Here is a 25,605-nt window from a genome sequence, read left to right on the forward strand (position 1 = left end):
CAAAGGGATTATCTCATGGTTTTAGGTGAAAAGCACGGTACTAACTATTTACCGTATACAAAAATCCAGCGATTATACCAAGCGTAAAAACGAAGAAGGCCGCTAGTACTGCGCTAGTGACCTTCATTGTTTATACGCTCTTTTCTTCTTTCACAATATATTCCCTTAAATACTTAAACGGAAACGGAACAACCGTTAACATTCCATACCTTACAAACTCTACTCCCATAAGTGGCAACACTTTCTTAAAAATTAACTTACTGCCTTCTACCGCCTGTATCTCACGCACTACGCTGGCTCTCTCAATTGTGTATTTCATTCCATTACCAATTTCACCAACTGAATATTTTGCATGCGTATCATCATAATCAAAATAATTAATGTCTATATTTCCGGAAAGATACTCGCGTCTCTCTTCTTCTCCACGCAGGTAGGCATATAGCATAATACCGGTATTCTCAAAAACATAGCGCACAACTTCTTTCTTTGTTGTAATTCCTTTGAATAATCCCATTACATTGGCTTTCGTGTATTCTGCATTCACGTCGATATGCGGGATAACTATATCCAATTCTGCGTGTACTTTTATTTTATCTGTTGTATCCATTACTAGACGAAGCCAAGTTACTACGTCTTTTCCTGGAAATCTACCTTCACTAGCTACATTCTTAAGCACATCACCCATCGCAGTATAATCAGGCATAGAATACATATTGGTATCCTTTATAAGATTAATATTACCCTCTGCATCTTTTACTAAACCTATAACACCTCTATAATCATTTTTATTCTCTTCATTCAAACCGAAATAATCCATGTATTTATCATACTCTGTCATGGTAAAAAGATTTCGTTTCAATGCTTCAATTTTAAATGAACCGTCCGGATGAATGGTCATGAAGTAATATGTACCGTCTACAACTACACCAAATAACCAGTCTGCTTTATATCCGTATTGACTCCAATCCACCAATGTAATTTTACCAATAGCAATGTCCTTTTTAATTACAAGCTCTTTCAGAATATTATAAACTGCCGCTGATGATTGGTGTTTAAAATTCTCTACTGTAATATGCTGAACAACATAATCCTCCATGCTTTCTTGATGCGGGTCCACTTCCGAATCTGAATAGAAGGATTTATCATGTATATATCGTACGTTAAGCTTCTTCTTTGATAATCTTTTACCAACGCTGCATTTTGCCTCTGGAATAATTTTATTAATACCATCCGCTACATCCTGCAAATAATCTTCAGAAGTTTCAGTGTGTACAGCATCCACTATATTAATTCCAGAATTCAAAACTTCCTTTTTAACAATATCCTTATATAACTCCAATGACGCACGCTTATATTCCAAAACTTCGTCAATACTATATTGTTTAAATTTAACGCGAATATACTTACCAAATTCATCATGTAAGGCATTCAAAATATCATATAAAACACCCATCTTGGTACATGAAAACGTTTCATAATCCGTAAAGTCAAAGAATGTAATGCTACCCCTTTCACCATCTACGGGTTTTATAATAAAGTTTTCTCTACGGTCTTTATTTTCATTAGATACTCGTTTTAAAGTATTATTGTTATAACTAAACTCATATTGCGGAAAATCCTGTAACTTTCTTTTTTCAAATTTCATTTGCTTTTTAAGTGCCAGTGATGTCAACCTATGTGCTACCAATTTTACACACATATCATCTCCGATTTTCACCTCAAGGCACTGCATACCCCAAATAAAATTCTCCTTATCCTTATTCAACCATGCAGGTCGAAAACATAATAATTTCCCTGACAGATTATTAAAAGATATCATTTCATCAACCGGACTCGTTAGCGCATTCAAAAACAATTGTGTCAACAAATACTCCGGTATACTGCTACTTGTCATAGATTTTATAGACAAACTATCTCCATCCTCTTTTGCATTCAACAAACGTACAAACTCAGCTCTGGAAATAGCGTTTTTAGGAAGCATAACCCAAAAACTCTTTCCGCTTTCAAATTGCAGAGCTGATATCTTTATATCATCAATATCTAGAAAAGTAGCTCCACCTTTTATATATTTATCCGATGTTGTAACATAATAAAAATCATAATCTTTGTCAATGTTGGAATATTCAAACGAAGCCAGGAGTTCATTCGAATAAAGTTTCTTTATACTCATTGCAAATATCCCCCCCGATTTATTTTTGCTATGATTTCTGTTCCTATTTCTTTTCTATCCAACCGATATAAATATGGTATCTCAATAATTCTACCATTATCACTAGACGTAATCTGCATATTGTGATCAAGCATAATATTGATTATTACCGCTCTCTTTCCTCCACACTTATCTAGCTTTTCCAGGACGTTTTTCTTTTCTTCTTCCGCAGATATTAACATGGTTTCTTTCCATAACTTGAAATCAATATACACGCCATTACCTAGGGTATAATCAAACAATTCAAAAAACTCCGGTGGCATTTCCTGCAACGTTACTCCTGCATATTGTTCTAAAATATATTTACCAACAACTTCGCCTAAGGCACCTTTATAAATATTATTAAACATAGGTGGCGTCAATATAAACTCACTAGGAACAAAGCTCGTTGCATATCCATGCTTTTCAAACAATGCTTTCACTCCTGGGATTTGCATAATCTCTTTCAAATGCACCTCATCCTCTGACATCTTTTGTGGAAGACTACCGTCAAACTTGATATTTATATTTTTATTATAGTCTCCTTCTTGCTCATAAGAATAAGCTGTAATTTCTCCCGGCGCACACATATATACAAGCTGATATTGCGAATTCTGTTCTACGTTTTTTCTGCTTAGTGTAGGCCTCATAAGGCATAACTCACGCAATGCTTTCCAATAATCTATACTATCATCAGTCCAATTGCGCTTCAGCTCATTTATAATCTGCATTGCCTTCAGTGCTAATGTTCCGGCACGATTTTCCATTACGGCAATATCCAAATTTTCATTTGCCTGACCATTATAATATGTTTTACCCACTTTAACTAGTTCCGCAAATTCAGGATTCAACATTCGTTGCTCCACAACAGACAAATCGTAATCTGTTAAAATGGTATTATCCACATAAATATATATATCCGGATTCTTAAGACCAGTTCTACATATTCTTCCTACTGCCTGTATTAATGTTCGAATCGCAAAATTATTTACAGAATCTGTTTTATATGGTTCTCCCTTTTTTCCCGAAAAAGTATATCCACCACTGAAGCATATAAATGCATCTTTAATTACTGCAATCCCATCTTTACGAGAAACTTCTCCTCTTTCCATCAAGAATTCCATCTGATATACAAAACGAATTAAATCTTCAGCTTCAATTCCCTTTTTGCTATCCACATTCACCAGAAGATTTGTCGGCTTCTCAAGATATATGCAGTCAAAGTCTTTTTCCATATCTCCTCTATCGTAATCATTAACTGCTACAATAGTAGCATTCCCCGGTGCTTTATATTGCAAATTTTGTCCCGCACCAACTGTATTATAGGAAGATATAACAAAGAGTTTTTCTCCCTTTGACAATCTCTGTATAAACTCCGCACGCTTAGCATCATAATCTTCACTATTTATACTGTATAACAAGTCTTTACCTTTTAATCCCTTGATACCATAAAGCTTAATAATAGCGTCTGCGAATTCCTCTAATAATTTAATATCAAAAAGCCCCTTATTCTCCTGCGGCAATTTATTATTAAGACACAAGAAGGATTTAACCGAATCATTTAAGATAAATGCCTTCATTACCTTTACAACACGAATAAAGTTATTCTTTGCATATTCAACGCGCTCAAATGATATTGATAATTTTTCCGCATACTTCGTTATAAGTGCTTCGTTTCCGTTAAATATCTCTGATAATTCAACTCTATCATCCGCATTATAAGAAACTGGCTCCACATGAATATTTACTTTGTCATAGTTTGCAACAAAAGTTTGAAATGACTCCTGTAATCTACACCTATCTGCTTCTGGCATCACATAATATTTATCCTGCAACATCCTTTGAAGATATTCCAAGTCATAATTGCCAACAACCGTATCAAGTGTTGCGGTAGCTGAAATACCTATAATTTGAGCCTTTTCAGACAAGTGAAGTAAAATACGTTCTGGCGAATCCTGAAAATCAAATAATTGAATCTCCGAACGCATACTGTGATTAGGATCATCTATAAAATCATAATAGCGAAATCCCCTATTATAGACAGAGCGATCAAAATACTTTAACGACATTTTTCCATTGCTGTCTTTTTTATCTTTCTTCGACTTTACCTGGCCTCCCATTACGATAGGCTTCAAATACCTTATCTGTTCTCTTGATAAATGAAACTCTGTCAGCACTGACTCAATTGCATTTTCAAACGTATAATCATCGTCACCCGGCCTTTTATCCTCATCCTTATGATGCTTATAATTAAACGAAAGATTTCTAGCTCCGTTCTGAAAATAAGTCAAGCAGCCTTTAACACTGGCAAGCAAACTTAATACGCCACCTTCTTTCTCTGTTGGTCTTCTTTTTGTAAAACGCAACCAGTTCTGTTTTGCCTTCATATCGGTATCTATATCAATAAAAGCATTTTCTCCCTCAAATACCGAATGAAACTGTAAGTCATTAAAAATAAAATTACGACTTCTATCGCCCTTACCATCTTCTTCTGTTTTGAAGCTATATTGCATCGCAAAACGGTCATATGTTTCATCAAACACACCACCAAATCCTTCAATAATTTCCGTAGGATTTTTCGCGTTTTTGTGTTCATCAAGATATGCTTGTTGTAACTTCGATGCAGTAGTAAGCTCTGCCGGAAAATCTCTCGTCTTCAAAGATGCATATACACGATGAAACAGACCTAAATAATCAATATGATTTTCTAAGCCTCTTGTTATGATCTGATTAAGTAACCTGTCTCTTGTTGCATCAAACTCATCTATAAAAATAATTGCATTTTTTGTAATATCATTATTGTAAAAGCTGTATGTAGGTTCAATAATCGTAGTATTCCCCAAGAAAAACTTGTCCATAGACATAAAAACTATCCGTTTTTCTCTCGTATATACTGCTGGATACAATTCTCCTATCCAATGATAATCAAGATTATTAGCAATATTCTTTAACTTTTCCTTTGGTGTCCTGAACTGCTTCAGCTCACTTTCTATCACCTTACGAAAGGCACCTTCCTGCTGCTTGCGAATTGCATCCTCTGCGTTCTTGCATAAAACATTTATAATGTCCTTACTGGTTCCTTTTAATTCACGCTTTTTATCTCTGTATTCGTTTAATAGTTTTACTGAACCATGTAAATCCTTAAATTCTTGTTTCATAGTGATTGCTGCTGGAATTTTTCTGGCACGATATAACTCATCCAATTTTTCTACAACCATATCTGCATTAGCTTCTATTCGCAAACAATATTTATCATAATCATCTGCTTTACCGCGCTTTGCAAAATGTTCACGCAACTCCTTATCCGGCAAATTTTTCTTAAGAGTTGTAACAAAAAAAATCTTCTTATCCTTGAATTCCGGCGAATCATAATAGTCGACCATAAACTCAAGTACACTATATGTTTTTCCGAAGCCGGTCGGCATATCTAGCAAGAACAATCCCGTATCCGTTGACTTGCAAAAATTTACAATCGCCTGTTTCATAGTATCCTCCAAGTTTTTCTTAGTATGGTGTGAAGATTAAAGTCCTTCAAAAGCTTTTCTCTTACCTGTGCTGTTGCACCAGTATCTGTAAGTACACTATCCGGAAGAACTACACCAACACGTCCACCTGTTTTTACAATAGACATGATATGCTGTAAGAAGTTAACCTGATTATCGGATGTTTTTACAAACTCAGGTCTATTAGCTGCAACCTCCACACTTCCTTGAGGTCTTATTCCAAATGGTGGATTCGCTAGTATCACCTTGTACATCTTATCTGATGTATCAATAAGAGAATCCTGATATGCAATAGGGCTCTTGTTTACACCGATATCATGTAAGTAAAGATTCATTGATGCAAGTGTTACTACAAGTGCAGTATTATCTGCTCCAAATAAAGCATGATTCTTAAGGAACTTCTGCTTTTCAATATCCTTGCTCTGTCTCTTCATATGCTCATAAGCTGCAAGCAAGAAACCACCCGTACCACACGCAGGATCGGTTGCCCTTACAAAATTGATACAATCACACGATTTCCCCTTTTGTACTCGTGAACGATGAACACTATGTGCATTATGAACGATACGCACAGTGTGCAAGGTTTGTGCATAATCGAACGATAGCTTTTGTGCGCACATCGGCAGGTCTCCTTTCCTAGGATTTAGGTATTGCAAACTAGAATTTATCAGCCTAATTGCTTTTTGATTTCAGCTTTCACTTTATCCAAATCAAGGTATAGGCTTCGCACAACTGAACCAGAGCAAGGTAACTCTGATAGCTAACCATATCAATAGCGTGGCAAGAGCCAGTTTAAACGGCTGTACCCCATTTAAACTGGCTCAGTTACTGATAGACAGAAAACTATTGGAACTTTGCGATCTTAAAGATATACCCGCGGATCAGGTGATATTAAAACCCACGCTGTTAAAGCACTAAATATCACATTCATTTCCGGCATCGTATTCTCCAGACCGGTGGAAGTTACCCTTGCAAAGAACAGCCAGCGGTCCTTTCGTGATGTTCCAATCCCGTAAAAACACGGTGTTTTCTCCTTATATTATAGTTTTGTTTTGTGTAAATATCTATATCTTGTAGAAATTAATTCTGCAGAAATCCTTTTACTTATCAGTACTAGCACATGGTGGAAGTTACTTTTTCATTCAACCGTTATAAAATGCAAGCAGCCTGTATGCTTCATTACACACAGGCTGCTTAATCAAATTTATTATAATTGATGAAAAATCGGTTGCATTTTGTCAAAAGTACAAAACTTTTTGAAACCAAGTGCTTTTAATTCCTGTTATGATACTGAGGATATCCCAGCAATACTTGCTATCCCTGATACCTTATTCTTTCTACCAGCGTTTCCTTTTTCAGATTACTGCTTAAAACGCAGGAAAGTACAATCTGCAACAGACCGACCAAAAAAATCATAATAAAAATTGGTACGATTGGAACATGATAGATATTCATTCCAAATATTCCATTATGTTTTGCATAGGAAAAAAGTGCATAGCCGAGCGGCAGACCAATGATCAAAGCTACGCATATGGTACCAACCGTAAACATCATTCCCTGTAACTGCAGACATAAATTTAATTGTTTATTTGTCATACCCACAGCCTGTAATACACCATATTCCTGCTTTTTTGTCGTAATATTCATGATTATGGTGTTTGCCATATTCATAAAACCGATGAGTCCTACAACCGCCATAAACAGATAACAGCCAAGCTTCATCATGCGAGCTGTGAATTCTGCAGATTGTAACTGTGCATGATAGGTATCCATTTTTATATGCGAAGTATTAGAAATCAAAGTATTCAGACTCTGTTCCACAGATGCAACATCTTTTTTATCACAGTCCACCCACAAATAGCCATAGGCTGTTCCCCTCGGATTCATGGAACGGTATACACCTTCCGGAATGACAAGATAAGTGTCCGCGCTTACAAAGGATCCTGCAATCTTTCCCTGATAGGTATAGGTTTCACTTCCATTCTCAAAGTCAAATGCAATGGATTCACCCGGAGCATATCCATCTTGTTCCATCCACATCAACCAACCAAAGAAAATTTCACCATTCTTTACCGCCTGATCATAGTCCATAGAGCCAATATCCCCGTCTTGGCGCATAAAATCAAAATCATTTTTACTCACAATATCAGCCGGAAATCTTGTTCCGTTCAGATTTACAGAGACAATCTCTCTCGTCATGACATCTGTCACTCCTGGAATGCTTTTGATTTCTTCAATCATTGAATCATTCAATGGATTATCCGTCAGAATCGTATCCAGATTATTCTCCGGATATCTTTCATCGTACTCAGCAGAATAGTCAAGCTGCAGTTCAAATTGTCCATGATTAACGGAAAGACGTGCTTCATGCTCCGTATCAATATTTCCTACATAATTAGAGATAATCACAAACAATGCGCAGGAAAGCCCCAGTGTGAGGATGGTACCAATGGTTCTTTTTGGATTACCCGTTATATTTGCCATTGCCATAGAAAACACGGTGACATTTTTTCTGCCATTTCGTTTTCCTTTTTTGTGTGTTTCTGCATTTTCTAAATACCGTGTTGCTTCGATAGGTGAAATCCGTGAAACAATTTTCATTGGTTTACGCAGCGCCAAAGCAACGGTAAAAAATGACACGAAAATACATAGAAGCATAACAGGCAGGGAAAACAGTGGCATCTGCTGATTTTGGACTCCCATAGAGCCAGTTCCGGTTGATACAAAGTTTCCCTGTTCTACCAGCCAGTTAAAACCGCATTTTGCAATCAGAAAACCAAGAAGCAATCCAACTGGTATTGAAGAAATTGTCAAAAACATACCCTCTCTGAAGATCAGTTGTTTCATCTGCTTTTTTGTCGCTCCCAGAGCCTTGATTTTTCCATACTCCTGTATCTTGTTGGCAATACCGACCTGAAAAATATTATAAATGACCACAACAGAGAAAAGTACAATTGCAAGAATCAAAACCCCGCATACCGCAATCGTTTCATAACTCGGCTGCAAGACCCATTGCAAATAGAGATCATTGACTATAACGTTTTTTTCTTCGATCCCACAAGCTGCTGCAATCTGCTTTATAACCGAATCAATATTATTCATAGATACATTTGCAGAATCATTTAAAGTAAAATAAATATTATACTGTCTGTCATTCTCTGCGACATGCTCATCATAAAACTCCTGTGACCCGAAAGCAACATAAGATGCCTCGATGGTATACTCATCCCGATCATATAGGATTCCGCTGACAACAAATTCTTCCGGCTTATATTCTGACTGCATTCCTGCGCGGTAATCCAGTGTAACCGTATCTCCGATCTTTACATCACCATACCCCATTGCACGAAAAAATGCTCTTCCTGCGGCAATTTCCTGCATTTTTTCCGGATACTTTCCTTCCTTCAACTCATATTCTTTATTATAAGGAAGCATTTTTCTTGCAGTCTCATCCATGCAGACAAACCCGCCTTTTTCATTGCCTTTTATGATACCTTCGGTGCACATAGTGCCTGTAGCATCTATTTCCGCACGGCGGTTTACTTCTTTTAACTGCGATCCGTCTGCGGAAACAAACAGACCATAATTGCTTCCATATGATCCTGCCGCCTGACTTTTCTGTAAATGAATTACCCCATTTCCCACAGTACTGATGATAACAAGCAGCATCGTGGTCAGACAAATTGCCATCATGATCAGTATACTTCTTGTCCTGTTCCTTTTGTCATTGCTATATGCAATCCTGCTTATTGTCTTCATCTGAAATCCACCACCTGTCCGTCCTCAATCACCAGAATACGGTCAGCGACCTGTGCAATTTCGTCATCATGGGTAATCATTACAATTGTCTGTCCATATTTTTTTGCTGTCATCTTAAGCAGAGCGATTACCTCATCACTGGTCTTAGAATCAAGATTTCCTGTCGGCTCATCTGCAAATATAATTTCCGGACGATTCACCAGTGCTCTTGCAATTGCTACTCTCTGCTGCTGTCCTCCGGATAACTGATTTGGCAGATTATAAATCCGGTTTTCAATCCCCAGAGTTGCAATAATATCATTTACATACGCTTCATCCACTTTTCTTCCATCCAGCCCCAGTGGCAGTACAATATTTTCCCAGACATTAACAGATGAAACCAGATTAAATGCCTGAAAAACAAATCCGATTTTTCTTCTGCGGAAAACAGCAAGGGCATCTTCCTTCATCCTGTATAAATCTTTCCCTGCTAAAGTAACACTGCCTTTTGTCGGGGTGTCTAGCCCTCCAAGCATATGAAGTAATGTACTTTTACCGGAACCTGACTTTCCAACAATTGCGACAAATTCTCCCTGTTCAATCTGAATGTCCACCTGATTGACCGCTTTGACCTGATTCTCACCTGCGCCATAAAACTTACAAAGCTGCTTGGTTTCTAATATCACACTCATGTGTTGCCTCCTTTTCAATTCTGTAAAGCGTACCTTTTCAGCACGCTTTCTTTGCCTGTTTATATATTTGGTCATTTTTCAACCTACATCCAAATTGTATCAGGACAATCTTTCATTTCACTTTCAAAAAACGAGCAGAAATCTTACAGAATTGTAAGATTTCTGCTCACTTAAAATTTAACCAACATATGGTAATTGAATCACAAACGTGCTTCCTTTTTTCTTTTTGCCGGAGGTTACCGTAATCGTACCTGCGTGTTTTTCGATAATTTCTCTCGATAGAAAAAGTCCGATTCCTGTACCACTCTTTTCCATGACCTCCTTGGAACTTCCTCTGTAAAATCGTTGAAAAATTTTGTGATACTCATTCTGCGGAATACCAATTCCCTGATCCTCAATTTCCATTCTTACAAGATCGTTTCTTTTTTGTAACCGGATAAATATTTTTGAACCACACGGACTGTACTTGACCGCATTATCCAGAACGTTGATCACAGCTTCACCAAGCCACCTTTTATCCTGCATAATCGTGCATGTTTCCAGCTCTTTTTCATAGTCAAAAACGAATTCAATTTCTTTCTCATCCGCTTTAGGATAAGTGCGGTTCACAGCAGATATGACAGTATCCATAAGCGGAAGTTTTTTCTTATTAATCTGAATCAGTCCAGTTTCCATCTTGGATATTTCAAGAAGCGACTGCAATAATGTCTCCAGTCCATCCAGAGCACTCCGACAACGGATACGAAACTCCTCCTGTTCTGTGGCACTTAAGTCATTCTGCATCAGCACACTAAAACATGTATCCAAAGCTGCAACCGGTGTCTTTAACTGGTGAGAAATATCAGAAACCATTTCTTTCGTGTTCTCCTTTTCTGCCCTTGCTTCTTCCTTTATCAACTGAATATGATGTCCGATTGCTTCAAGCTGGTCATTCAATTTTTCCAGTTCTGCATGATTTTCCGTTTTCAGTAAATCATCAAATTTATTTTCACGGAATCTGATCAGAATTTCTTCCAACTGGTCTAAAATTTTCTGATGACACGCATCTTCTTTTTTCTTCCAATAAAGTAAAAAAGTCAAAAGAAGCACGCATATCACAATGCTTACAGCACCGGTCACCATAACCTGATGCCGGAATTGCGAATAAAATGCATTCCCTTTATTCCCCCAGTATCCATATTGCTCCAATAATCGCCTTCCCTGTTCGTTAGTTTCAATATCCTTATCCTTAAGCAATTCCGAAACAGCATCCAGCCCGGAAAATTCTTCCTTTGCAGCAATCTCTGTCATAAGATTCATTTTATATTTATAATCTTCATAAAACACATACGTGGTAAAGCAATTTAATATTACAAACACTAATATGACCGGCAATACCAAAGACAAGGCTGATGTGAGTTTCCTGTGATATCTCTTTGTCACTGCCTTACCTCCTGATTCCATATATACCCAAGACCTCTGATATTCTTTATATAGACCGGTGCAGCCGGATTGTCTTCAATTTTCTCACGGAGTCTTCTGATATTGACAGCGATTGTATTTTCATCCACAAAATCCCCTTCCAGATCAAACACATTTTCCAATATTTGTGTTTTTGAAAGAATCTGTTTCGGATTCTGAAGAAAAAAAGTCAGCATTTTCAACTCCGTTTTTGTCAGACTGATTTCACGACTCTTTATCAGGACTTTCATTTCTCCTGCGATAAATACGATATCTCCCGAAATCATCTTTCCGGCTTCCGTTTTCTCCTGTCTGCGGCGGAAATGTGCTTCTATTTTCAAAAGAAGTACCGAAAGACTAAACGGCTTTGTAATATAATCATCTGCCCCTGCTTCATATCCCATGACCTGATCCATCTCCTGATCTAGTGCTGTAAGACAAATAATGTATGTATTATAATTGCATCTCATCCACCTTACAAATTCCAGTCCATTCCCATCCGGAAGATTCACATCACAAATGGTAACATCCACATTATTATCACTTGCAATTCTTTTCGCTTTTTTCACTGATTCTGCTGAAAAAACCTCATATCCGGATTTTTTCAGTGAAAATGTAATTCCACGATTTAAATTTTCATCATCTTCAACCACGAGTATACCTGGCATAGCATCTGACCTCTCTTTATTAACTATTCATCTTAAAATGCTTCAATGCCTCCACAATTGCACTCTCTTTATCTTCTGGACACTGCGGTTGCCTGCTATCTTCATTTTTAGGTAAATTATAATTCTTTCCAACCTCAATTCCGCATTTTCTCTTTACCTGTGAGATATACAGATTGGAAACCTTCATGCCGGCTTTTGTTTCAGTTGGGACAAAAGAACCACAGTCTCCACATGGACTCCCTGCGGAAACATATCAGTAGTAGAAACCCGCACCAGTTCATAATCCGCCGCACACAGCACCTTCAGATCCCTCGCCAGTGTCGCACTGTCACAGCTCACATACACAACCCTCTCCGGCTTCATTTTAAGGATCGTATTCAGAAGTACCTCATCACAGCCCTTCCGTGGCGGGTCTACCACGATAACGTCTGCATAAACGCCATTCTTCTCATACTCTCTCGGCAGCACTTCCTCTGCTTTTCCGACAAAAAACTCTACATTCTCAATGCCATTGAGCTTCGCATTCTCTCTTGCATTGTCAATGGCCTGTGGTACGATCTCCACGCCGCGGACGAATTTTGCTTTCTGGGCCAGGAACAGGGAGATAGTTCCGATTCCGCAGTACAGATCCCAGACAGTTTCATTTCCCGTAAGGCCGGCGTACTCCAGAGCCTTTCCATACAGTTTTTCAGTCTGGATGGGATTGACCTGGAAAAAGGACAGGGGAGAGATCTGATAGGAAATATCTCCAATGCTGTCCGTTATATAGGACTGTCCCCAAAGGAGGCGAAGCTGATCACCCAGGATCACATTGTTCCGTTTTTTATTAACATTGATGGTAATGCTGGTCATTTCCGGAATTTCACAGAGTGATTCCACAAGAGCCTTTTCTGCAGGGATCTTATCTCCGTTTAAGATCAGACAGACCATCATCTCATCTGTATGGAAGCCATAACGAATCATAATATGACGTACAAGACCTTTTCCCGTGGCCTCATCGTAGGGCTGTACATGATATTTTTCCATGTGTCCGATCACACGGTCCAAAACCTCTTTATTCTGTTTCACTCCCAGAATACATTCTCGGTTATCAATGATGGAGTGGGTTCTTCCTGCATAAAAGCCTGTGATGATCTTTCCGTCTTTATTTTTTCCTACCGGAAACTGTGCCTTGTTTCGATAATGATAGGGGGCTTCCATCCCCATGATCGGTTCCATATCAAGATCCTGAAATCCGCCAATCCTCTCCAGATGTCCACGAACCTTTTTCTCTTTAAATTTCAGCTGCTGCTCATAGGATAATGCCTGAAGCTGGCATCCTCCGCACTGGCGGGCAATGGAGCAGGCCGGTTTCACACGATACGGGGACGGTGTGATCACCTCCATCAGACGGCCATAGCCGTAGTTCTTTTTTGCCTTGATGATCTTGGCGCTGATCCGGTCTCCGATCACGGCGTCCTTCACAAAAACGGTGAAGCCATCGGCTTTCCCGATACCTTCACCGTCAACTCCGCAATCCTCTATATCCAAAGTCAGTATATCGTTTTTACGGAATTCCATCTATTAAATATCTCCTGTTCTTCTTAAATTGGACTCAAAAAGCCGGTTGAAACCAAGCCATTCTTTTTTGCCTTTGTCTGCGTGGAAAATTTCTGTCAGTGTCTCCATCCTTGCATCTGTATTGTCTGCCAGATTCAGGGCAACTGCCTCTGCAAGTGCCGGCTTCTTGGGAGAACCGTACTCCAGCTCACCATGATGTGCAAGAATACAATGGATCACCTGATTCTCAAGCTTCTCCGGAAAATCCGGGATCTCTTTTGCAAGATCATGTACCATCTGTGCTCCGATCACAATATGTCCCAGAAGCTGTCCCTCATCTGTATAATCATTCATCGGAAAAGCAGAAAGCTCCTTCGTTTTGCCCACATCATGAAGAAGTGCGGTTGTGATCAAAAGATCTCGGTTCAATAGCGGATATGCATTCGCCATATAATCGCAGAGACGGGTCACTCCAAGAGTGTGCTCCATCAGTCCGCCGATAAAGCCGTGATGTACGGTCTTGGCTGCAGAATGTCCCTCAAATATCTTCATAAATTCCTGATCTTCTACAAAAAGCTTCTTCAGAAGCTGGGAAAGATAGGGATTCTTCACACTGTTGATAAGCTCTCGCAGCTGGCTCTGCATATCATCCACACTGTTCTCACTGGTAGGAAGATAATCTGCCGGATCATACTCCCCTTCTCCTGCCTTGCGTGCTCTCTTGATATTCAGCTGCATGGCGCCTGCAAAGCTTGTCACATCTCCCATGATCTCAATGTAATCCAACGCATCAAACTCATCAATTCCCAGAGAATTGGGATCCCAGATCTTACCATCGATCACACCTGTTTTATCCTGAAGGATCAGATTCTCATAGGGCTTGCCATTCTTCGTTGTAGCTGCCTGTTTCTGTTTGCAGAGATAGATCCCGTTTACTCTGTCTCCCTCATGTAATTCATTTAAAAAACGCATAAAATTCTTGCCTTTCTGTTCTTTTTACTTTCAAAGCAGACATACTCACAAACACATCCGCTTCACACTTTGCATTTATAGCCAGACTTTCTTTATGATCTTTGGCCGCATCCCGGTCCAGGCTTTCTAGCATTTCTGCACAGTTTCCACTTACTTCCGGGCTTTATTCAGTATCATAACACATTTTACTTTCCTTTGCTATGGAAATCATGTAAAATAGGAAACGAAGTGTTTTTTTGCATATCCTGTGTTACGCAGAAAAACACGGAATCAACAGAAGTAACAAAAAGGAGTAACTACAGCAACAATGAACAAAAAAGCATACAAAGCACTTGAATACTATAAAATCATAGATCTGCTCACAGACAAGGCCTCCTCCCCCATGGGAAAAGATCTCTGTCGGAAGCTTACCCCTTCCACAGACATTGAGGAGATCCGGTCCATGCAGCTGCAGACACACGATGCCCTTGCACGCCTGTTCAAAAAAGGCGGCATTTCCTTCGGCAGCGTCAAGGACATCCGCGGCACATTAAAACGTCTTACTGTTGGCAGCGCCCTGAATGCACCAGAGCTGCTTTCTGTCTGCAGTCTTCTTGAGAATACCGGTCGTGTAAAGGCCTATTCCAGAAGTGACCGTGATGACGGAATGACCGATTCCCTTGACGGAATGTTTGCGGCACTGGAACCTCTGACACCACTCAGCACAGAGATCCGCCGCTGTATCCTTTCCGAGGACGAGATCAGTGACGATGCCAGCAGCACGCTTCGCCAGATCCGCCGCAGTATCAAGGCCACCAATGACCGGATACACACCCAGCTTTCTTCTCTGGTTGCAGGAAGTGCCAGGAATTATCTTCAGGATTCCGTTATCACCATGCGCGACGGTCGCTATTGTATCCCGGTAAAGGCTGAATATAAAGGCCAGGTTCCCGGTATGATCCACGACCAGTCTGCCACAGGTTCCACTCTTTTCATTGAGCCTATGGCTGTTGTCAAGCTGAACAACGACATCCGCGAGCTGGAGCTGAAAGAGCAGAAAGAGATCGAAGTGATCCTTGCATCCTTAAGCCAGCAGGTAGCTGCTGAGCTGGAGGCTATTCACGCAGATCTTTCCATCATGGTACAGCTGGACTTTATTTTTGCCCGTGCCGCACTTGCCATGGACATGAACGCCAGTGAACCTGTTTTCAACACAGAAGGCCGGATCCGGCTTCGCCAGGCCCGTCATCCACTGATCGATAAGAAAAAAGCCGTTCCTATTGACATCCGTCTCGGGGATGATTTTGACCTCCTGGTTGTCACCGGACCAAACACCGGTGGTAAAACTGTTTCTCTGAAAACCGTAGGTCTTCTTACCCTGATGGGACAGTCGGGTCTCCATATCCCGGCGCTGGATCGTTCCGAACTTGCACTTTTCCGCGAGGTTTATGCTGATATCGGAGATGAGCAGAGCATTGAACAGTCCTTAAGTACCTTCTCCTCTCATATGACAAACGTGGTTTCCTTCCTGAAATCTGCAGATCAGGATTCCCTGGTCCTCTTCGATGAGCTTGGTGCAGGTACGGACCCTACAGAGGGTGCCGCTCTTGCCATTGCGATCCTGTCACATCTTCACGAGCAGGGTATCCGTACCATGGCAACCACCCATTACAGCGAACTGAAGATCTATGCCCTCTCCACTCCAGGTGTGGAAAATGCCTGCTGTGAATTCGATGTGGAAACCTTACGTCCGACCTACCGTCTTCTGATCGGTGTTCCGGGAAAAAGTAACGCATTTGCCATTTCTTCCAAGCTGGGGCTTCCGGATTTCATCATCGACAAAGCAAAGGAACAGATCAGCGAGCAGGATGAATCTTTTGAAGATGTTCTGACATCCCTGGAGCAGAGCCGTGTCACCATCGAAAACGAGCGTGCTGAAATTGCCCGTTACAAAGAACAGGTAGAAGAGCTGAAAAAATCTCTTCAGGAAAAAGAAGAAAAGCTGGATGAACGTAAAGAGCGGATTCTCAGAGAAGCCAATGAACAGGCACATGCGATTCTCCGCGATACCAAGGAATACGCAGATCAGACCATGAAGCTTTTCCATAAATTCCAGAAGGATCACGTAGATACCGCTTCCGTGGAAAAAGAGCGCCAGAACCTGAAAAAGCGTATGTCAAAAGCCGAAAATGGAATGTCTTCCAAGCAGCAGAAGCAAAAGCCAAAGAAACAGCTGAAGCCATCCGATCTTTCTCTTGGCGATACCGTAAAGGTGCTCAGCCTGAATCTGAAAGGAACAGTTTCCAGTCATCCGGATTCCAAAGGATATCTCTTTGTGCAGATGGGTATCATACGTTCCAAGGTTCATATCTCCGATCTGGAGCTTGTGGACGAGCCGGTGATCACCACTCCGTCCATGCAGCGTACCGGCGCCGGAAAGATCCGTATGTCCAAGGCAGCCAGCATTTCCACAGAGATCAATCTTCTCGGAAAAACCGTAGATGAGGCAGTTGCAGAGCTGGATAAATATCTGGATGACGCCTATATCGCACACATGAAATCCGTCCGTATCATTCACGGAAAAGGTACCGGTGCCCTCCGCAAAGGTGTCCACAATTACCTGAAGCGCCAAAAGCACGTAGCTTCCTTCCGTCTCGGCGAATTCGGAGAAGGCGATGCCGGCGTGACCATTGTAGAATTCAAGAAATAAAAAGGAGCTGAAGCCATGGCTACAAAACAGAAAATCCTCATTGTTGACGATGACAACAACATTGCAGAGCTGGTTGCTCTCTATCTCACAAAAGAATGCTTTGAGACTAAGATCGTAAATGACGGCGAGGAAGCCCTGAAGCAGTTCCATATTTTTCATCCGGATCTGATCCTTCTGGATCTCATGCTTCCGGGCATTGACGGATACCAGGTATGCCGTGAGATCCGTCACACCTCCGATATACCGATCATTATGCTTTCCGCCAAGGGAGAAACCTTTGACAAAGTCCTGGGACTGGAACTTGGAGCGGATGATTACATCATCAAGCCTTTTGACTCCAAAGAGCTGGTGGCACGTGTCCGTGCGGTACTGCGCAGATTTCATGTAAAATCTCCGTCTGCCGCGCCAAAGGAAAAATGTGTTTCCTATCCGGATCTGGTGATCAACCTGACCAACTATTCTGTAACTTATATGGGACACCAGATCGATATGCCGCCAAAGGAGCTGGAGCTTCTCTATTTCCTGGCAGCTTCTCCCAATCAGGTTTTCACAAGAGAACAGCTTCTGGATCACATCTGGGGCTATGAATACATTGGCGATACCAGAACCGTAGACGTTCACATCAAACGTCTACGTGAGAAGATCAAGGATAACCCAAACTGGGCTCTTTCCACAGTCTGGGGAATCGGTTACAAATTTGAGGTAAAGGATTCATGAAACAGCATCTTTATACTAAACTGCTGATCCTGTACTTTATGCTGGGCGGAATCTGCTTTCTGCTGCTTTCCTCCGGTGGCTCCTACCTGGTAGAAAAAAGGCTGGAGCGCTCTACCGGAGAGTCCCTTTACCGCACTGCCAGCCAGCTGGTTTCCAAAAATGAACTTCGTCAGGCTGTAAAAAGCCCCAAAAACAAATCCCTCACCATGGCTCTTTCCTCTGCAGCAGCCTTTCAAAATGCAGATTTCTGGGTTATGGATACAGATGGGAACGTTCTGATAAACACAAACCAGCAGTCCTCTGATTCCGGTGATATCACCGTCAGGAACTTCCGACCGGAAGATTACGAAGATACCTGCTATTCCTCCGGTACGTTTTACGGGACATTAAAAACCACACAGCTAAGCACAGTCGTTCCCATAAAAGATACGGATCTGGTGACTGGTTATCTGGTGATCCACTACCCTATGAAAAACCTCTACGAAAGCCGCAGCAATATCGTAGAGGTTATGGTCCTGATCTTTATTGTGATCTATGCACTGTTTTTCAGTTTTCTTCTGATCTATTTTTACAGGGTCCACAAACCTCTGAAAGAAATCTTAAAGGGTGCCTTGGAATTTGCCAACGGAAATCTTACCTACACGATCCCCGTAGATTCTGAAGATGAGATGGGATATCTTTCCCACTCCCTGAATTACATGGCAGACAAGCTGAACAAAAACGGAGAGTATCAACGACAATTCATTTCCAATGTGTCCCATGATTTCCGCTCGCCTCTGACCTCCATCAAAGGCTATGTGGAAGCCATGCTGGACGGTACCATCCCACCGGAAATGCAGGAACGTTATCTGAAAGTCATTGCTTTTGAATCCACCCGTCTGGAGAAGCTTACCCGAAGTCTCCTTACCTTAAACGAACTGGATGTCAAAAAGCGTATGATGCATATGCGGCGTTTTGATATCAATGAAACGATCCGTACCACAGCCGCCACCTTTGAGGGAACCTGTTCGGAACGAAACATCCGTCTGGAGCTCCGCCTTGCGGGAAAAGAGCTTTTTGTCCGTGCAGATATGGAACAGATCCAGCAGGTACTGTACAATTTATTGGACAATGCGGTAAAATTCAGCAGCGACAATTCTTCTATCATACTGGAAACCACAGTCAATCATGGCAAGGTTTTTGTCTCAGTCAAAGACCATGGAAGCGGAATTCCAAAGGAAAGTCTTTCCAGGATCTGGGACCGTTTCTATAAGATCGATGCCTCCCGTGGAAAAGACCGCAAGGGTACCGGGCTTGGCCTTGCCATTGTAAAAGAGATCATCAACGCTCATAAGCAGAATATCAATGTGATCAGCACCGTAGGTGTTGGAACAGAATTTATCTTTACACTGGAAAAAGCAAAATAAAACATCAAAAAACCTCTGATCCGGAAGGCTGTAAAAGAAATATCTCTCAATATCTCCTACAGTATTTCCGGATCAGAGGTTTTTATTTACTCTTTGCAGGCTTATTTCCAGTCGTAATTTCTCAGATGGCCTTCCAGATTCATATGCGTAAAATTATGCTGTCGCAGCGCCTCATAAAGCACAATGGCAACTGAATTGCTTAAATTCAGGGAACGGATATCTCCGATCATCGGGATCCGCACGCAGGTTTCCTGATTGTTTACCAGGATATCCTCCGGGATTCCCGCACTCTCCTTGCCAAACATAATGAAACAGTCATCCTCATACTGCACATCTGTATAAGTCTGAGGTGCCTTGGTGGTTGCGTAATAAATCTTTGCTCCCGGATTCTTTTTGAGAAAATCCTCATAGTCCAGATATCTGGTCACATCCAGATGTTCCCAATAATCCATACCTGCACGCTTAATGGCCTTTTCATTCAGGCGAAAACCAAGCGGTTCGATCAGATGCAGCCTGGTTCCTGTTGCCACACAGGTTCTGCCGATATTTCCTGTATTTGCCGGAATTTCCGGCTCATGGAGCACAATATTCAAAACTCCCATTTATTATTTTCCTCTTTTCTACATAACATTAAATATACAAAATATGCATTCGCAATCCGCTTCGCTGCTTGCTCATGAAATCAAAAAGCCAAGCTTTTTGATTTCATCTTCTGCCGGCCGTTCCAGATATCTGGCATTTCCGCCGCTGTAAAGAAGCCTGTCATTTCCGGAATCGGTCTGTCCGATCACTGCTGCCATGATCCCCTCTCGCCGCAGCTGCTGCACAAACGCATCGCCTCCACGGATTCCCAGAAGAATACTTCCGCTGGAAAAGAGCTTGTACGGATTCACATCAAAGACCTCACAAATCTCTATGGTTTCCTGTCGGATGGGCACACTTCGAAGATCTGCGCTAAGACCTACCCCGGATGCCTCCGCTATTTTCCAGAGGGCAGCAAGAAAGCCACCTTCTCCCATCAGATATCGGGCACTGGCTCCGGATTCTTCCGCCATTTTCCAGATCTTATTATTCTCTTTTTCTGTTCCTATTCCGTAAACCTCCGGAAGCTTCACAACATCCTCTAGAAACCGTTCTGCAAAAACATCCCGCAGTCTGTCATGATAATTCTTTGTGATCCATGCAGTTCCTTCTGCAGCCACAGGGCCTGCCACGATCAGCTCATCTCCCGGCATAAGCCGCCCGTCTATTTCTGCCTGAAGCGCCTCCAGTGCCTTTTTTCCAAGTTTCATAACTGCCGCCTTAATAAATGATAAGCGAAAGCACAGTCGGAACTACCATTGCCAGTACCAGAATAACTGCGATGATCGCTGTGATCACTTTCCTTTTTTTCGGATCAAACATTCCCATAATTATTATTCACCTCATCTGTAATATCCGTTAATTGTGCATTGTTGGTCAAAGGATCCCTGTCTGTATAATCAAAAAGAAGCCTCTTTCCATCCCGGAACACCTCGATATGGGCGGTTTTCGGGATTTTTTTTGCTTTCCGGTAATCCCAGATCTGCCGCTCATACGGCTTCTGGTCTGAAGCAAAGGATGGCCTGCTCTTTAAATTCTCTCGAAGATACAGATCGAGGAGCATTACATCGGAAAGTGCTTCCGGCGGGATCTCTTTCTGTTCTCCGGCAAACTCCATAAGGATCTCATAGCGCCTCATCCTGGAATGAGAGATCTCCGAGTATCCTTTTTTCTCATAAAATCTGCCAAGTGCCTCATACATCCGGAAAGGATCGTCAAAATACTTCTCCAGAAATACAAGGGTATTTTTGAACTGCCCACTATTATAATACACTTCCACCATACTTTCCACCATTTTCAGCCTTAAAATCTCCCCGTAGGTCAGCCAGGCTGTGGAAAGTACCTCATAGGGTTCCCGATCCTTGTAAAGAATCTGATATTCCCCTGTCATTTCCATCATGTGTGAGCCCTTCAGCACTTTCAGAAAACCAAGCTGAAACTGTTCCGGACGCAGTGCGTAAACATCGCAGAAGGACTTGTGGAAGCTGTCGTATCCCTCATAGGGAAGTCCTGCGATCAGATCCAGATGCTGGTGGATATTTCCAAAGCTGTGGATCTGTTCTACAATCCCTTTCAGCTTTTCAAAATCCATGGTTCTCCGAATGGCTTTGATGGTCTGAGGATTGGTAGACTGTACACCAATCTCCAGCTGGATCAGGCCCGGACGCATGGTTTTCATCAGCGCCAGCTCCTCCGCACGGAGAAGATCTGCTGAAATTTCAAAATGAAAATTGGTGATCCCGTTATCATTCTCCGTAATATACCTCCAGATCTCCATGGCATGGTCATGCTTGCAGTTGAAGGTACGATCCACAAATTTGACCTGAGGAACTTTATTATCAATAAAAAACTGCAATTCCTTTTTTACAAGCTCAATATCACGGAACCGAAGCTTCTTATCTATGGAAGAAAGGCAGTAGCTGCAGGAAAAGGGGCATCCCCTGCTGCTCTCATAATAAATAATGCGGTTTTTAAACTCTGTAAGATTGCTGTATGCAAACGGAACTTTACTTAAATCCATCAATTCCCGCCAGCCCGTGTGTACAATATCCCTGCCTTTGTTTTCATCACGAAAAGCCACTCCACGGATCCCGCTCAAAGTTTCCGGTTTTCTTTCTATATAATAACCTGCCAGTTCATGGAAGGTTTCCTCTCCTTCTCCCACCATCACTCCAAAAAACGCAGGGTTCTTTTTCAGAAATTCCACCGCATCGTAGGATACCTCCGGGCCTCCTGCCCAAAACTCCACCTGTGGAAGGATTTTCTTAAGATCCGGCACCAGCTCCCTGACAAAGGAAATATTCCAGATATAGCAGGAAAAGCAGACCACATCCGGCTGCTCCAGATAAATATCTTTTAAAATGTCATCCCTGATCTGATTGATCGTATACTCTTTGACCACAACCCTGGAGCTGTATTCTCCGGAACAGGATTTCAGGTTATATACCGCCAGATTGGAATGGATATATTTTGCATTGCATGCTGCAAGTAAGATTTTCAAATTTTATATTCTCCTAACTTCTGTCGGATAATTTCTTTCCCCGGCAGTTTTCATTATTTCTCTGTTGATCCTTTTCGCTTTATGATTATAACGTTCCCGCCACCGGATGTAAATAGAAAAACAGGGGTTACTGTTCACTGGTAATATTCCGCGAGGTGTTTTTTGTGAGCGAAGGTCACAGAAAACCCGAGACATACCGCGCGAATTTATGCGATCAGCATAAATTCTGTGCATTGCGAAGCGTGTTGCTGAGAACGGAGTGAACAGTAACAAACAGGGATTTCCCTCCTGCCGCAAAAATGCCGTTTTTGTTGTATTTCCATCCAAACAGCGTTAAAATGAGTACTATATATTTTTATAAAGGAGTAATCTTTTTATGGATCGAAACAGCTGTCTGAATTATTTTCAGGCGTTTCCCTTCTGGGAACATATGACGGAAGAAGATCAGAATTTTCTTCTTGATAACATTCGCGAGCTTCATTACCCGGCAGGTGCTGCCATACAGTCTGAAGAGCGCCAGTGCCTGGGAACTCTTTTTCTTCTGAAGGGAGTTCTCCGTGTTTATCTACTGTCCGCTCAGGGAAAAGAGGCTACCCTGTACCGTTTAAGGGATAGTGACATCTGCACTCTTTCCGCCTCCTGCATGCTTTCTGCCATTACATTTGATGTACAGATCGATGCAGAAACAGACTGTGATCTGCTTCTGCTTCCGGCAGTTCCTTTTTCCCGGCTGATGAAAAACAATATCTATCTGGAAAATTTCATCTACAAACGGACAACTGAACATTTCTCAGATGTGATCGCAGGAATCGAACGGACATTTTTTATGACCCTGACTCAGCGGATCGCAGCCTTTCTTCTGGATGAAGCTGCAGATACCGGTTCCGATGAGCTCGCTCTCACACAGGAAGCCATCGCCCGCTCCATCGGAAGTGCCAGAGAAGCTGTCAGCCGCAGCCTTAAAAAAATGAATAAAGACGGCTCTATCCAGATCTCACGGGGATCGATCCGCATTCTGGATAAAAGACGTCTTTATGAAATGATGAATACTTTTTAATTTGAAGATGTTTTAGGTGCCGGCTGCAGGATCCACCAGAACAGCATCGGCATAATAGTCATTACCGGCCACATATAACGGATCATCCCATTTACAGGAGACACAAGACATATCAGTATATTCAGCACCGGTATGGCAAAGATTAGGAGTTTTTTCCATTGTTTCTTCACCAGAAGATACCCCATCAGCAACAGAGTAAGCCAGGTATACGTTCCTGCACTTAAGATAAGTCCCAGCCCAGGTGCACGCATCCATAATTCATCATAAAGCTTGAATAGATACTGGATCTTTTTTGGGCCCACATAGCTGACATCGATCCCGGATTTTTTCTGATACAGTTTATCTATGTAAAACCGGTACACGCCCTGCTGTCCTCTTCCCATATGGAACGGATCATTATAGCTATAGGTGTTATTCAATGTCGCCTGGACATATACTCCCGGATGACGACGGAACATGGCAAACCAGGCTTTAAAATAATCGTTCATGTATCCATCCAATTTAGGATCATTATCATCATCTCTGAACCTGAATGTAATTTTCACAGGATCCGACAGTTCCGGATTATACTTCTCGGCAAGAACATCATAATCCAGGATCCTGTTGATCGCTTTCTTCTCACTTGCGGTTACATCATCCGGATATTCTCTCAGATATCGGGCAGTCTGCTGAAACGGTACCGAAAGCATTTCACATCGGGATCCAGGTGCCACGCCAAGGGCAGGTGCTGCCCCCTTTTCTACGCCCAGATAGCAGGCAAAAACACAGACAGCCACAATAAATGCATATTTCCTCGCTCCCTTTACCAGGAAGAAAAACAAAAGGATCAAAGAAGGCAGGACCAGATGAATGCCATTATTTCGGGTAAGACAAACACTGATTCCCAGAAGAAATAAATATACTGCCTTTCTCTTGGAAAAGGAATGACAAATATCTATATACACTGCAAAATACAAAGTAATGACTGCCGCATATAATCCATCTTTGATCACTGCCTGGGCATAGCTTCCAAATATGGGAACAAATGCAAACAGCAGAACAGTACCAAAAAGTATCCATTTTGGAGCCTTCCATCTGTACAGATAGCGGACTACCGCACTGTAACACCAGATTTCCACAGAAGTAAACACAATGACGATCAAAAATACTCCAAAATTATAACACCAGATAGTTTTTCCAAGTGTCAGCAGTCCACCCATGATCATCGTCAGGACCCATGGATGATGATTGTCCAGCGGCATAGCTCCCAAAAATACATCCAGCTGCCGAAATCCATCCGCCGGGATCGAGCCTGGGAGAAACGCCAGGATAAACGGTGTCCATCCAATGATCATAGATATCTTTGCCAGGCGGAACCACATTACTTCTTCCTCTCTGGCCGGGATACGCCCGCAGGCCTTTCGGAAAAACTCCATCTCAGGAATCCTCCAGAAATAAGTGATTCCCATATCACAGATAATATAAAATCCTATAAAGCATCCGGCTGAGATCAGGATCTGTTTCTTTGCGCCAAACAGAAAATCCCAGTTTCCATTTGTAAAATAAGAAGTTCCAAGAAGCATTCCCGCCGAAAAGATCACTGCCAAAACATGTGCCTGCCAGTTTCTGTATTTCCGGTAGCCCTCCCATCCTTTCACGTATAAAATAAGAAGCAGGATCCATGCAAGCAAGCTCGTGCATCCCAATCCATTATAAACATCGCTCATTTTTTCTACAGAAGTATTTCCATCCATTGGAAGGCCCGTAAAAGAAAAGGCCAGCGCTGTGATCATTGCCGCGATCACAGGCACTGCATTCTTTTTTATTATTTTCTCATCCATATTTTTATTTACCCTTGTCTAAAATTTTCAGTAAACCAACAATGCTCCGGAAACCGTTTCGGTTCCCAGAGCTGTATCTGTTTTTTCTGTTTTC

General features: G+C 41.7%; 17 protein-coding genes. 4 read left to right on the forward strand and 13 right to left on the reverse strand.

The window, feature by feature from the left end; genetic code table 11:
• Window positions 1–130 precede the first annotated feature (130 nt).
• From DWW77_RS15030 to DWW77_RS15080, 9 genes are all read right to left on the reverse strand, one after another.
• Entirely contained in the window at window positions 131–2,170 is a 2,040-nt protein-coding gene (locus DWW77_RS15030) for a hypothetical protein (protein ID WP_118609022.1), read from the reverse strand.
• Complete coding sequence (locus DWW77_RS15035; protein WP_118609023.1) at window positions 2,167–5,673, reverse strand: hypothetical protein; 3,507 nt, start codon at window positions 5,671–5,673, stop codon at window positions 2,167–2,169. The genes DWW77_RS15030 and DWW77_RS15035 overlap by 4 nt, the downstream gene beginning before the upstream one ends.
• A complete protein-coding gene (locus DWW77_RS15040; RefSeq protein ID WP_278654641.1) occupies window positions 5,670–6,311 on the reverse strand; it encodes an HsdM family class I SAM-dependent methyltransferase in 642 nt (213 codons plus the stop codon). Before DWW77_RS15040 ends, DWW77_RS15035 begins: the two co-directional genes overlap by 4 nt.
• Window positions 6,312–7,005: 694 nt before the next feature.
• Window positions 7,006–9,450 carry an ABC transporter permease gene (locus tag DWW77_RS15050; protein ID WP_118609024.1) on the reverse strand — a complete coding sequence of 815 codons (2,445 nt, stop codon included), beginning with the start codon at window positions 9,448–9,450 and terminating at the stop codon, window positions 7,006–7,008.
• Window positions 9,447–10,121, reverse strand: a complete 675-nt coding sequence (locus DWW77_RS15055; RefSeq protein WP_006426335.1) for an ABC transporter ATP-binding protein — start codon at window positions 10,119–10,121, stop codon at window positions 9,447–9,449. Before DWW77_RS15055 ends, DWW77_RS15050 begins: the two co-directional genes overlap by 4 nt.
• Before the next feature lie 177 nt (window positions 10,122–10,298).
• Window positions 10,299–11,564, reverse strand: a complete 1,266-nt coding sequence (locus DWW77_RS15060) for a sensor histidine kinase (protein ID WP_110103428.1) — start codon at window positions 11,562–11,564, stop codon at window positions 10,299–10,301.
• A complete protein-coding gene (locus DWW77_RS15065; RefSeq protein WP_008120506.1) occupies window positions 11,540–12,229 on the reverse strand; it encodes a response regulator transcription factor in 690 nt (229 codons plus the stop codon). Before DWW77_RS15065 ends, DWW77_RS15060 begins: the two co-directional genes overlap by 25 nt.
• A 183-nt stretch (window positions 12,230–12,412) precedes the next feature.
• Entirely contained in the window at window positions 12,413–13,789 is a 1,377-nt protein-coding gene (gene rlmD / locus DWW77_RS15075) for a 23S rRNA (uracil(1939)-C(5))-methyltransferase RlmD (protein ID WP_118609025.1), read from the reverse strand.
• A 3-nt stretch (window positions 13,790–13,792) separates the two neighbouring features.
• Entirely contained in the window at window positions 13,793–14,740 is a 948-nt protein-coding gene (locus DWW77_RS15080; protein WP_022426377.1) for a 3'-5' exoribonuclease YhaM family protein, read from the reverse strand.
• Between the two features lie 307 nt (window positions 14,741–15,047).
• On the opposite strand from DWW77_RS15080, the gene DWW77_RS15085 reads away from it, so the two are divergent.
• From DWW77_RS15085 to DWW77_RS15095, 3 genes are read left to right on the forward strand one after another with little or no spacing between them, the layout of a single operon-like run.
• Window positions 15,048–17,429, forward strand: a complete 2,382-nt coding sequence (locus DWW77_RS15085; RefSeq protein WP_118609026.1) for an endonuclease MutS2 — start codon at window positions 15,048–15,050, stop codon at window positions 17,427–17,429.
• 15 nt (window positions 17,430–17,444) lie between these two features.
• Entirely contained in the window at window positions 17,445–18,146 is a 702-nt protein-coding gene (locus tag DWW77_RS15090; protein WP_022426654.1) for a response regulator, read from the forward strand.
• Window positions 18,143–19,552: a sensor histidine kinase gene (locus DWW77_RS15095; RefSeq protein ID WP_118609027.1), complete on the forward strand. Its 1,410-nt coding sequence runs from the start codon at window positions 18,143–18,145 to the stop codon at window positions 19,550–19,552. Before DWW77_RS15090 ends, DWW77_RS15095 begins: the two co-directional genes overlap by 4 nt.
• Window positions 19,553–19,653: 101 nt before the next feature.
• Here the strand turns inward: DWW77_RS15095 and trmL are convergent, their stop codons facing one another.
• From trmL to DWW77_RS15110, 3 genes are all read right to left on the reverse strand, one after another.
• Window positions 19,654–20,154, reverse strand: a complete 501-nt coding sequence (gene trmL, locus DWW77_RS15100; protein ID WP_015524365.1) for a tRNA (uridine(34)/cytosine(34)/5-carboxymethylaminomethyluridine(34)-2'-O)-methyltransferase TrmL — start codon at window positions 20,152–20,154, stop codon at window positions 19,654–19,656.
• 72 nt (window positions 20,155–20,226) lie between these two features.
• On the reverse strand, window positions 20,227–20,844 hold the full coding sequence (locus tag DWW77_RS15105; RefSeq protein ID WP_182431234.1) for an AIR synthase-related protein: 618 nt from the start codon (window positions 20,842–20,844) through the stop codon (window positions 20,227–20,229).
• Between the two features lie 104 nt (window positions 20,845–20,948).
• Window positions 20,949–22,634 (reverse strand): B12-binding domain-containing radical SAM protein, encoded by a 1,686-nt coding sequence (locus DWW77_RS15110; RefSeq protein WP_118609028.1) that lies wholly within the window; start codon window positions 22,632–22,634, stop codon window positions 20,949–20,951.
• A gap of 376 nt (window positions 22,635–23,010) precedes the next feature.
• On the opposite strand from DWW77_RS15110, the gene DWW77_RS15115 reads away from it, so the two are divergent.
• Window positions 23,011–23,691, forward strand: coding sequence for a Crp/Fnr family transcriptional regulator (locus tag DWW77_RS15115; protein WP_092071439.1), 681 nt, complete (start codon window positions 23,011–23,013; stop codon window positions 23,689–23,691).
• On the opposite strand, the gene DWW77_RS15120 is transcribed toward DWW77_RS15115, so the two are convergent.
• The gene (locus DWW77_RS15120) at window positions 23,688–25,511 is read right to left on the reverse strand and encodes a DUF6020 family protein (RefSeq protein WP_118609029.1); all 1,824 of its coding nucleotides are present in this window, start codon (window positions 25,509–25,511) and stop codon (window positions 23,688–23,690) included. The two genes, DWW77_RS15115 and DWW77_RS15120, sit on opposite strands and share 4 nt — an antisense overlap.
• Window positions 25,512–25,605 lie beyond the last annotated feature (94 nt).

Origin of the sequence: Ruminococcus sp. AF17-12 (assembly GCF_003479245.1) — a bacterium.
Classification (GTDB): Bacteria; Bacillota; Clostridia; order Lachnospirales; family Lachnospiraceae; genus Blautia_A; species Blautia_A fusiformis.

Bases quoted from the DNA above. Each gene is read 5' to 3' on its own strand.
- DWW77_RS15030 (WP_118609022.1), bottom strand. From the start codon at position 2,170: ATGAGTATAAAGAAACTTTATTCGAATGAACTCCTGGCTTCGTTTGAA.
- DWW77_RS15035 (WP_118609023.1), bottom strand. From the start codon at position 5,673: ATGAAACAGGCGATTGTAAATTTTTGCAAGTCAACGGATACGGGATTG.
- DWW77_RS15040 (WP_278654641.1), bottom strand. From the start codon at position 6,311: ATGTGCGCACAAAAGCTATCGTTCGATTATGCACAAACCTTGCACACT.
- DWW77_RS15050 (WP_118609024.1), bottom strand. From the start codon at position 9,450: ATGAAGACAATAAGCAGGATTGCATATAGCAATGACAAAAGGAACAGG.
- DWW77_RS15055 (WP_006426335.1), bottom strand. From the start codon at position 10,121: ATGAGTGTGATATTAGAAACCAAGCAGCTTTGTAAGTTTTATGGCGCA.
- DWW77_RS15060 (WP_110103428.1), bottom strand. From the start codon at position 11,564: ATGGAATCAGGAGGTAAGGCAGTGACAAAGAGATATCACAGGAAACTC.
- DWW77_RS15065 (WP_008120506.1), bottom strand. From the start codon at position 12,229: ATGCCAGGTATACTCGTGGTTGAAGATGATGAAAATTTAAATCGTGGA.
- rlmD (WP_118609025.1), bottom strand. From the start codon at position 13,789: ATGGAATTCCGTAAAAACGATATACTGACTTTGGATATAGAGGATTGC.
- DWW77_RS15080 (WP_022426377.1), bottom strand. From the start codon at position 14,740: ATGCGTTTTTTAAATGAATTACATGAGGGAGACAGAGTAAACGGGATC.
- DWW77_RS15085 (WP_118609026.1), top strand. From the start codon at position 15,048: ATGAACAAAAAAGCATACAAAGCACTTGAATACTATAAAATCATAGAT.
- DWW77_RS15090 (WP_022426654.1), top strand. From the start codon at position 17,445: ATGGCTACAAAACAGAAAATCCTCATTGTTGACGATGACAACAACATT.
- DWW77_RS15095 (WP_118609027.1), top strand. From the start codon at position 18,143: ATGAAACAGCATCTTTATACTAAACTGCTGATCCTGTACTTTATGCTG.
- trmL (WP_015524365.1), bottom strand. From the start codon at position 20,154: ATGGGAGTTTTGAATATTGTGCTCCATGAGCCGGAAATTCCGGCAAAT.
- DWW77_RS15105 (WP_182431234.1), bottom strand. From the start codon at position 20,844: ATGAAACTTGGAAAAAAGGCACTGGAGGCGCTTCAGGCAGAAATAGAC.
- DWW77_RS15115 (WP_092071439.1), top strand. From the start codon at position 23,011: ATGGATCGAAACAGCTGTCTGAATTATTTTCAGGCGTTTCCCTTCTGG.
- DWW77_RS15120 (WP_118609029.1), bottom strand. From the start codon at position 25,511: ATGGATGAGAAAATAATAAAAAAGAATGCAGTGCCTGTGATCGCGGCA.